This is a genomic window from Thermococcus sp. (assembly GCF_027008145.1).
Lineage (GTDB): Archaea > Methanobacteriota_B > Thermococci > Thermococcales > Thermococcaceae > Thermococcus.
This window is the reverse complement of sequence record NZ_JALTCZ010000096.1, coordinates 1-7,586: the sequence shown is the minus strand read 5'-3', so window position 1 is coordinate 7,586 and position 7,586 is coordinate 1. Positions and strand designations below refer to the sequence as shown.

Sequence of the window (7,586 nt, the reverse complement as noted above, 5' to 3'; positions counted from 1 at the left end):
CTGTCAAGGAGGCCCATGTAGGCTATGAAGGAAACGGGGAAGTTCATCGACTGCACTATTGCCGCGGTAACAATGGCCTTTCTGCCCGAGGTTATGTCTATCCCTATTGCGTAGCCCTCCCCGGCGAGTTCTGAAAAGAGTTCATGGAACTTCTTCTCGGCCTCGTTAAAGCCGTAGTTCGGTAAAACCACAGTGAAAACCTCCGGGCTCATACCGTAAGCTGAGGAGAGGATCCTAAAAGCCTTTACCACTTTGCCCAGCTCCTCCCTGTACCTCTCCTCGGTGAAGACGTACAGCCTCTCAACACCCTTCATCTCGAACTCTCCGAGGATCTTGTAGTAAGTGTTTATCGAGGCCCAGGGGAAACGGCCCAGGACGGTCACATAGGCAAGCTTTCCGGTCATCTCATTCCACCATTATCACTCCGTAGAGAACGCTCTCTGAGAAGTTTATCTCCACAAGGGAGCTCAGCTCTATCCCAACGGCATCGACACTCGGCCTTACCTTCTCAGGCATTCTGCAGGGCTCGCCTCTCTCGAAGGAGCAGTCATCGCAGAGATTGCAGTTGCCAGGGAAGAGGGCCATCGCGTAGAGCTTGCCTTCCTTGAAGAGCTCGGCTTCCCTCTTTAGGAGCCAGAGAAGGACTTTCCTCTTTTCTTCCTCGAAGTCCTCCATGTTGATTGAGAACTTCACGAGGAGGGCCTTCTTAAAGCTCCTGACCCAATCTCTAGCCTCCCTCCACTCCGGGGCGTAGGGAGGACAGCTCGGTCTCTTCCCGTACATCGGGCAGGAACGGCACTTCCAGATTGGTCTCGGCGAGACCACTATGCTCGAAGCGTCAACCTCTTTTTCCCACAGGACCCTCATTGGGCATCAAGAAGAGATTGAAAGGAAAGTTAAAAATGCTTGCCAAGGTTATGGAAGGGAGAGCGACTCACCATCCAGATTGTTATTGATCGATTTAACAACAGAGAACACGTACCTGCTTCTTTCTTTGGTCACCCTGATTACGGTAGTGGCTATCTCCTCCAAGAGAGGCAGGAAATGTGGACTGCTGATACCCATTAGGTCTCTGTTAACAAAATAAATGGCTAATCTGCGTTCATCCCCCGTGTAGCTGAGAATTGCATTAATGGTGTTCATGTTCTCCCTCAGGTCAGAGATTAGAAACAGCTTGTCTAGGCCAAGCACTATATTCACAACCCCTCCGCCTGATATTAACGGCTCATACACACGCGAGTACTGCGTCTGACGTATCGCATATTGATTAAGACGGAGGTGCGCTACCACGTTCCCTACCCTTATCGTTCCGCCTTCCTTTATGATCTGAAGCTCATCCACAAAACTTGTCTCATACCCTGCAAGTTTTAGGTGGGAGACCTGGAGGTAAAGACCGTCTAGGATGTCATCCACAATGACCTTGTACCCTTTTTCTTTGGCCCACTTGACTGCATAGTAAAGTCCAAGGACGGGGGATGTTAATGAATCATGCTCTATGAGGATGGTTTCACCTGGTTTTAGACTATCCCATAACCAGTTGACCTTATCAACCACCTCATTACCCCCCTGGATATTACTAAGTAGTCTCTATTCGTATCTCTATATAAACATTTGGTATGGCAGATGTCAAAAGTATGGTCTAAAAATCGGAGTAATAAACCCAAAAAACATAACATACTGTTTCATCATTTTCACTAGTCCATCAGCCTGCCGCCGTTGACGTCAACAAGTTCCCCAGTAATGTGGTCGTTTTCGAGGAGGAAGATTACGGTGTGGGCGACATCCTCGGGCTTGGCTATCTCCCCTGTCAGGGAGAGCTTCCTCAGTTTTTCCTTTATCTCCGGGCTTATCAGGCCGGTGTCAACCGGGCCCGGCGCTACCGCGTTGACGAGTATGTTCGGGGCGAGGTGCCTCGCGAGGTTGAAGGTGAGGGCTATCAACCCACCCTTCGAGGCCGCGTAGTGCGGCCCAACTGTCCCGCCGTCCTTTCCGGCTATGGAGGCTATGTTCACTATCTTGCCCTTCTTCATGTACTTCAGGACTTCCTGTGTCACTATGAAGGCCCCCTTGAGGTTTACACCAAGAACGGCATCCCAGTCTTCATCGGTGACCTTCATCGGCCTCAGGGCCTTTCCAAGTATGCCGGCGTTGTTGACAAGTACATCTATCCTGCCGAAGCGCTCGATTACCCTCTGCACCATCTCCCTGACCTCGTCCCTTTTGCTGACGTCCGCTTTAACGACGAGGGTCTCGACGCCGTACCGCCTGCACATTTCTTCAGTCTTTCTTGCCTCATCCTCGCTGTGGGCGTAGTTTATAACGACGTTTGCTCCCTTCCTCGCCAGGGCCACGGCTATGGCCCTACCGATACCCCTCGCGGAGCCGGTAACGATGGCGACCTTACCCTTCAGTTCCATAGCGACCACCACTAAAGATTGAACGCTCCGATTAATAAATATTGACGCGAAACATTTTTACGTTTGGAAACACAATGTTTACAAGGGCTAATCCCCTGGATAATCGTGCGCTGGTCATCCTCGCGACCAGTTGCATCTCTCAGGAAAAAGCCAAAGGGGGTGTGAGGATGGGTTTGGAAGTTGGCTCCGTCTTCCACAACGGGGAGTTCATACCGAAGAAGTTCACCTGTGAGGGGGAGGACTGGAACCCTCCACTCTACATAGGGAACATCAGTGAGAAGGCCAAGAGCCTCGTTGTCATAGTTGATGATCCGGACGCTCCGGGGGGAACTTTCACCCACTGGATAGCCTGGAACATACCCCCGGTGGGGGACATACCGGAAGGACTTCCAAAGAGGGAGGTTGTTGAAGAGCCAGTCTACCTTGTCCAGGGCAGGAACGACTTTGGGAGGATAGGCTACAACGGTCCCTGCCCGCCGAGGGGACACGGTGTTCACCGCTACCACTTCAAGGTCTACGCCCTCGACACCGAGCTTGACCTAAACCCCGGTGCCACACGGAAGGAGCTTGAAAAAACCATGGAGGGCCACGTGATCCAGTGGGGAGAGATCGTCGGGCTATATGAGAGAAAGTGAACTGCCTTCCATCAATTTTACAGCAAGGTTTATCGCGCTCTGAAGGGCCGAGAGAAAGTTCAGGGTGAAGAATATCCAGTCCCCTATGATGTATGAGTAGATGGTCAGCAGGCTCGCCGCTACCACGTAGACTATTATGAACCCCAGGTTGAGGGGGCAGTGCCTCTTTTTAACCGTCTCGACCGTCTGCGGAACCCATGAACTAACGAGGAGCATCATACCCAGAAGTCCTACTATCTGTCCCCACTCCATCTTCTCACCCCGGAAAAATCTGAAGTAGCCAAAAAAGCGTTGTGGAGGGGTTCCTGTCAAACAGCACCCTGAAAATAAAAAATTTTATCAGGTTCGCGCTAAACCTCGCTCGCAAGCCTCGACATGGCCCAGGTCTTGACGTCCTCGTCGAGTATCTCGTTTATCAGCTTCATCGCACCCTCGATGTCCCCACGGCGAGCGAGGGCCAGAGCCACCTCCGCCTGAACCTTCGAGCGGTTGGAGAGGTCGGTTATGTACCCCGCTATCCTCAGGGCCTCATCAGGCTTCCCCACCTCAAGGAAGTCAAAGGCGAGCGCCATAAGGGACTTCGTCGATCCCTCACCCGGAATTTCTAGGGCCGTCTCTATCGCCCTGTTGAGTGCTTCAGAGTAGTCCCTACCTGTCTTCGCCATCTCGACGACAATCTCGTTGAGGGCCTTTGAGCGGACCGAGACATCAGGAATGTCTCCGGCGAGCTTCAGTGCCTCATCAAAGCGACTCCCCTGGATGAGCTTCATAACGGTCTCGTAGAGCGCCCGTGAACGGTACCATGCCTGCATAGCACATCCCAACTCTTCTCATCGGCTGAGGATTTAAGGCTTCCGGAGGTAAGCTTTTAACGGTGTCGGAGAACCATATTCGGTGGTTGGATGAAGAAGCTCGCTATAGTCCTGCTCCTCGTTTTCCTCATTGGCATAGCCTCTGGCTGTCTCGGGAGCAACGGAGGAACAACTCCAACGAAGAGCTCCCAGACGGGAACAACCTCCACAACAACCTCCGTGGCCAAGTTCGTTGATGTCAAGGGGCACAGGATATACCTCGACAGGATACACTTCTACATGTACGGGATGAAAACGTGCCCCCACTGCAGGCACATGCATGAGTGGATTCCCCAGGAGTTTGGAAAGGGAGCGCTGACCTACTACGAGCTCGTCGATAATGAGACTAACCAAAAGCTCTTCAGCCAAGTGGCCCAGCTGACCGGCATAACCGGTGTCCCAGCCATAGCGATAACCTACAACGGAACCCTCTACGCCGTTATAGAGGGGGAGTTCAACGTCAGTGCAACACCCGAGATAATCGCGACGGCAATCCAGAACAACGGCACGCTCCTCTTCGTCGGGAAGACATACCTGCTCCCCTACAAGGACAAGAAGTCAAGGCTTGTCATTGACGCCCTCTACAAGCTCTTCGTGAGGCACGAGCCGGTGGACGTTCAGAAGATACTCAGCGAGCTGAAGTCGGGATAACCTACCGTTCCCAACCTTTTGTTTCAGAAAAGGAGAAAAAGGCCCCGATTGAGCATTAAAGCATGAGAACAGAAATCAAGGCACTAGCGCTCATAGTGGGCTTTTCCCTGGGCCTAAGCACTCTTGCTCTCTATGCAATGGGTCTTACGTGGTTCCTCCCGCAGTTCTTCGCCCTCTCAATGAGCGATTCGGTTAACCCCTGTACCTTCGTGATATATACCATGCTCCTCGTGGCCCTCTCCATCAGGGACATTCCAAAGGGGAGGCTTTACCTCATAGGCTCGGCCTTTATACTGGCCGTTTACACATCCTACTACCTGCTCGGCGTCGGGTTGCTCTACCTGGGACAGTACATCCCGCTCTGGGGTGCTGGTGCCCTCGCCATAGCCTTTGGAGTGTACACAGCAGTGACGGGACTTAAAGAAAAGTCGCGCATCGGGGACAAAAAGGAAGTCAGGAAGAAGATTTTCAGCACAGAGGCAACGTTCATAGGCTCGTTTATGCTGGGGATTGTAGTCTCAACGACGCTGCTTCCCTGCTCGGCTGGTAGTTATCTTGTCTACGCCGCGATAATCGCCCATGGGAGCAGGGAGCTGACCTTCCTCCTGCTGGGCCTCTACAACGTCATATTCGTCCTCCCCCTGGTGGTCATATTGCTCGCCATGGGGAGCGTTGCCGAGAGCAAGCGCTTTTCTCAGGCAATGGTCAGGCGCTCCCGGGAGCTGTCGGTCATAGCGGGTCTCCTGCTCATTGGCATAGGTCTGTGGGTGCTCCTTTAGAAGACCCTGGCGTAGCCCCACTTTCTCACGCTCGTTAGGATTGAGGTCTCGGTGCTCCTGATCCCCTCTATTCTTCCGAGCTTCTCTATGAGAAATTCCTCAAGTTCGTGGAGATCCCTAACGGTAACCTGCATCAGGATATCATGGGCACCGGTGGCTATTCCAAGGACGTCCACCTCGGGTAGCTTTGAAAGCTCTTCAGCGGCCTCCTTGACCCTGCTCGGCTCGACGTCAACTGCTATGAAAGCAACTATTGAGTAGCCCGCCTTGAAGGGGTTTATCAGCGCCGCGAACTTTCTGATGATCCCTTTTTCAACCAGCTTCTTCACCCTCAACCTTACCGTTGATTCCGGCGCCCCCAGTCTTCTCGCTATCTCTGAGTAGCTGACCCTTCCATCCTCCTGGAGGATGCGGAGTATGGACTTGTCAAGCTCGTCAAGTATTCTATTATCTCGCATTTTAAACACCCTATTTTTGCTGTTATATCAATATCTATTTAAAAAACTTGCCATAAAACGTAAAATTTGAGCGAAACTAATATTAGTTCGTTAATTATATTACAGAAAGGTGAATGTTCATGGAATACCCGCGAACCAAAGAGGAAGTCGTTAGGAGGTATTCTGAGGTATTTTCGAGAACTTCGCGCGTGACATACGCCCCGATAGTTGCCGTCAAAGCCAAAAATGCCCTGGTATGGGACATCGAAGGAAGGGAATACATAGACTTCCTAAGCGACGCGGCCGTTCAAAACGTTGGCCATAATAATCCCCGTGTTGTTAACGCAATAAAGAAGCAGGCCGACAGGCTCGTCCATTTCACCTTCATCTACGGCTTTCCGGTAGAACCACTCCTCCTCGCTGAGAAACTCAGGGAGATAGCACCCATTGAGTCCCCCAAGGTGTCACTAGGCCTCAGCGGGAGCGACGCCAATGATGGTGCCATAAAGTTCGCGAGGGCCTACACCGGAAGAAGGGTTATCCTGAGCTATCTGAGGAGCTATTACGGCTCCACCTACGGGGCCATGAGCATTACCGGCCTCGACTTCGAGGTTCGCTCGAAGGTCGGCCAGTTGAGCGACATCCACTTCATCCCCTATCCAAACTGCTACCGCTGTCCCTTTGGGAAGACTCCAAAGACCTGCAGAATGGAGTGCCTTGAATACCTGAAGGAAAAGTTCGAGGGAGAGGTCTACGCTAAGGGTATAGCGGCTCTGTTCGCGGAGCCTATCCAGGGCGACGCCGGAATGGTCGTACCTCCCGAGGGCTACTTTAAGAGGCTCAAAAAGATACTTGATAAGCATGGGATCCTGCTAGTGGTAGATGAGGTTCAGAGCGGCCTCGGCAGAACTGGAAGGTGGTTTGCCATAGAGCACTTTGGGGTAGAACCCGACATCATAACCCTCGCAAAGCCCCTAGGTGGGGGCCTTCCGATAAGTGCAATAATCGGCAGGGAGGAGATAATGGACTCAATTCCTCCGATGGGTCATGCTTTCACCCTGAGCGGAAATCCAATAGCAAGTGCAGCGGCATTGGCAGTAATCGAGGAGATAGAGGAGAGGAAACTCCTGAAACGGGCTGAAAAGCTTGGGATGTACGCGAGAAGAAGGCTTGAGAAGATGAAGGAGGAACATGAACTCATAGGCGACGTCCGCGGTCTCGGTCTCATGCTCGGCCTTGATCTTGTAAAGGACAGGGAAACAAAGGAAAGGGCTTATGCCGAGGCGAGAAAAATCGTCTGGAGATCCTACGAGCTGGGCCTAATAGTTGCCTTCCTTCAGGGAAACGTCCTTAGGATACAGCCCCCACTGACTATTGAAGAGGAGCTCCTGGAAGAGGGGCTTAACAGGCTTGAACAGGCGATAGGGGATGTTGAAGAGGGAAAAGTCTCGGACGAAGTTTTGAAAAAAGTGGAGGGATGGTAGTCAGAAGACTGAGATGTCATCTTACCCTCCTTTCTCCCCTTCGACGTTCAGCTCCTCGGGCATGTTGTTGAACCCAAGGATGACGAATATCCTAGCCACCAGTATCAACAGGAGCCCTACCATTATTATTGCGGTGATGGCCCCCCACTTGAACCAGCTGGCGGCGTCTTTGAACTCCTTCGTCCCGGTTATCTCGTACATCGCACTCCAGGCCTTCATCTCAAAGTACGCGCTGACGATGGCCACCGCGACGACGAGGAGCAACATTCCAAAGATCGACATTACGATGCCCGTGTTCGATCCACTGTAGTTCTGTGTTATTACGACGTTTT

General features: G+C 52.2%; 12 protein-coding genes. 4 read left to right on the top strand and 8 right to left on the bottom strand.

Translation table 11 applies throughout. From position 1 onward, the window contains the following. The 4 genes from MVD07_RS04625 to MVD07_RS04610 form a co-directional block, all read right to left on the bottom strand. Positions 1 to 404: hypothetical protein (locus tag MVD07_RS04625; RefSeq protein WP_297499180.1), on the bottom strand; the 404-nt coding region annotated here is incomplete at its 3' end. Between the two features lies 1 nt (position 405). After that, positions 406 to 867, bottom strand: coding sequence for a DUF2284 domain-containing protein (locus MVD07_RS04620; protein ID WP_297499178.1), 462 nt, complete (start codon positions 865 to 867; stop codon positions 406 to 408). 48 nt (positions 868 to 915) lie between these two features. Continuing rightward, a complete protein-coding gene (locus tag MVD07_RS04615) occupies positions 916 to 1,554 on the bottom strand; it encodes a DUF257 family protein (RefSeq protein ID WP_297499176.1) in 639 nt (212 codons plus the stop codon). Between the two features lie 140 nt (positions 1,555 to 1,694). Further along, positions 1,695 to 2,417, bottom strand: coding sequence for a 3-oxoacyl-ACP reductase family protein (locus tag MVD07_RS04610; protein WP_297499182.1), 723 nt, complete (start codon positions 2,415 to 2,417; stop codon positions 1,695 to 1,697). 167 nt (positions 2,418 to 2,584) lie between these two features. On the opposite strand from MVD07_RS04610, the gene MVD07_RS04605 reads away from it, so the two are divergent. Continuing rightward, positions 2,585 to 3,052, top strand: coding sequence for a YbhB/YbcL family Raf kinase inhibitor-like protein (locus MVD07_RS04605; RefSeq protein ID WP_297499174.1), 468 nt, complete (start codon positions 2,585 to 2,587; stop codon positions 3,050 to 3,052). On the opposite strand, the gene MVD07_RS04600 is transcribed toward MVD07_RS04605, so the two are convergent. After that, the gene (locus MVD07_RS04600; RefSeq protein ID WP_297499172.1) at positions 3,035 to 3,304 is read right to left on the bottom strand and encodes a hypothetical protein; all 270 of its coding nucleotides are present in this window, start codon (positions 3,302 to 3,304) and stop codon (positions 3,035 to 3,037) included. The two genes, MVD07_RS04605 and MVD07_RS04600, sit on opposite strands and share 18 nt — an antisense overlap. A gap of 98 nt (positions 3,305 to 3,402) precedes the next feature. Beyond that, the gene (locus MVD07_RS04595) at positions 3,403 to 3,864 is read right to left on the bottom strand and encodes a hypothetical protein (protein WP_297499170.1); all 462 of its coding nucleotides are present in this window, start codon (positions 3,862 to 3,864) and stop codon (positions 3,403 to 3,405) included. Positions 3,865 to 3,954: 90 nt separating this feature from the next. Here MVD07_RS04595 and MVD07_RS04590 point away from each other — a divergent pair, with 90 nt between their 5' ends. Beyond that, a complete protein-coding gene (locus MVD07_RS04590) occupies positions 3,955 to 4,554 on the top strand; it encodes a glutaredoxin (RefSeq protein WP_297499168.1) in 600 nt (199 codons plus the stop codon). 62 nt (positions 4,555 to 4,616) lie between these two features. Continuing rightward, positions 4,617 to 5,333, top strand: a complete 717-nt coding sequence (locus tag MVD07_RS04585; RefSeq protein WP_297499165.1) for a cytochrome c biogenesis protein CcdA — start codon at positions 4,617 to 4,619, stop codon at positions 5,331 to 5,333. Here MVD07_RS04585 and MVD07_RS04580 read toward each other — a convergent pair. After that, complete coding sequence (locus MVD07_RS04580; RefSeq protein ID WP_297499163.1) at positions 5,330 to 5,791, bottom strand: Lrp/AsnC family transcriptional regulator; 462 nt, start codon at positions 5,789 to 5,791, stop codon at positions 5,330 to 5,332. The two genes, MVD07_RS04585 and MVD07_RS04580, sit on opposite strands and share 4 nt — an antisense overlap. 119 nt (positions 5,792 to 5,910) lie before the next feature. Between MVD07_RS04580 and MVD07_RS04575 the strand changes: the two genes are divergently transcribed. After that, the gene (locus MVD07_RS04575) at positions 5,911 to 7,254 is read left to right on the top strand and encodes a leucine/methionine racemase (RefSeq protein WP_297499161.1); all 1,344 of its coding nucleotides are present in this window, start codon (positions 5,911 to 5,913) and stop codon (positions 7,252 to 7,254) included. A gap of 21 nt (positions 7,255 to 7,275) precedes the next feature. Here the strand turns inward: MVD07_RS04575 and MVD07_RS04570 are convergent. Further along, the coding region (locus MVD07_RS04570; RefSeq protein WP_297499159.1) for a DUF996 domain-containing protein at positions 7,276 to 7,586 on the bottom strand (311 nt) is incomplete at its 5' end.

Excerpts from the sequence above, each read along its gene's own strand:
- MVD07_RS04620 (WP_297499178.1), bottom strand. The coding sequence starts at position 867 with ATGAGGGTCCTGTGGGAAAAAGAGGTTGACGCTTCGAGCATAGTGGTC.
- MVD07_RS04580 (WP_297499163.1), bottom strand. The coding sequence starts at position 5,791 with ATGCGAGATAATAGAATACTTGACGAGCTTGACAAGTCCATACTCCGC.
- MVD07_RS04585 (WP_297499165.1), top strand. The coding sequence starts at position 4,617 with ATGAGAACAGAAATCAAGGCACTAGCGCTCATAGTGGGCTTTTCCCTG.
- MVD07_RS04595 (WP_297499170.1), bottom strand. The coding sequence starts at position 3,864 with ATGCAGGCATGGTACCGTTCACGGGCGCTCTACGAGACCGTTATGAAG.
- MVD07_RS04610 (WP_297499182.1), bottom strand. The coding sequence starts at position 2,417 with ATGGAACTGAAGGGTAAGGTCGCCATCGTTACCGGCTCCGCGAGGGGT.
- MVD07_RS04600 (WP_297499172.1), bottom strand. The coding sequence starts at position 3,304 with ATGGAGTGGGGACAGATAGTAGGACTTCTGGGTATGATGCTCCTCGTT.
- MVD07_RS04575 (WP_297499161.1), top strand. The coding sequence starts at position 5,911 with ATGGAATACCCGCGAACCAAAGAGGAAGTCGTTAGGAGGTATTCTGAG.
- MVD07_RS04605 (WP_297499174.1), top strand. The coding sequence starts at position 2,585 with ATGGGTTTGGAAGTTGGCTCCGTCTTCCACAACGGGGAGTTCATACCG.
- MVD07_RS04590 (WP_297499168.1), top strand. The coding sequence starts at position 3,955 with ATGAAGAAGCTCGCTATAGTCCTGCTCCTCGTTTTCCTCATTGGCATA.